The sequence below is a fragment of the Burkholderia sp. SIMBA_051 genome (genome assembly GCF_046534915.1).
In the GTDB taxonomy this organism is placed as follows: Bacteria; Pseudomonadota; Gammaproteobacteria; order Burkholderiales; family Burkholderiaceae; genus Burkholderia; species Burkholderia ambifaria.
The window spans coordinates 1-501 of record NZ_JAWRXS010000046.1; the positions used below are offsets into that span (position 1 = coordinate 1).

General features: G+C 68.9%; 1 protein-coding gene. It reads right to left on the reverse strand.

Going from position 1 to position 501, the window contains the following annotated elements; translation table 11 throughout:
* Positions 1-94: 94 nt before the first annotated feature.
* On the reverse strand, positions 95-501 hold a 407-nt coding region (locus tag SB771_RS33460), incomplete at its 5' end, for a glutathione S-transferase family protein (protein WP_410721847.1).

Sequence of the window (501 nt, forward strand, 5' to 3'; positions counted from 1 at the left end):
CGGCGGGGTCTTGGGGATGCGGCCCCGGCAACGATAACAGAGGCCCGGATCTTGCCACGACGAACCCCTCTAAGGCGTGCCGCGGCCGGCCAGGTCAGGCCGGGGCGGCGCGTCCATCGGGCCAGGGATCGGCCCATGCCGGCAGGCGCGCCAGGCCATCGAGCCATTGCACGATGTTCGGGAACGGCGCCATCGGCATGGTGGATGTTCGCCAGTACGCCGCCATCGACGCGAGTTGGAAGTCGGCGATCGTCAGCCGGCCGCACGCGACGTGGTCGCGCCGCTGCAGATGCGCGTCCAGCACCGCCGCGTACCGGTTGAAATCCTTGCCCTTGCCCGCCAGTTGGCTCTCGTCCGGCGGCCCGATGCCGAAGGTGGGTTTGACGATGTGCTCGAAGTAGTACGGCGACACCGCCTGTGCCGAGTGGCAATCGTTCCACGACAGCCAGCGCAGCACCTCGATCTGTTCCCGCGCATCGGTCGGCCACATGTCCGAGCCGG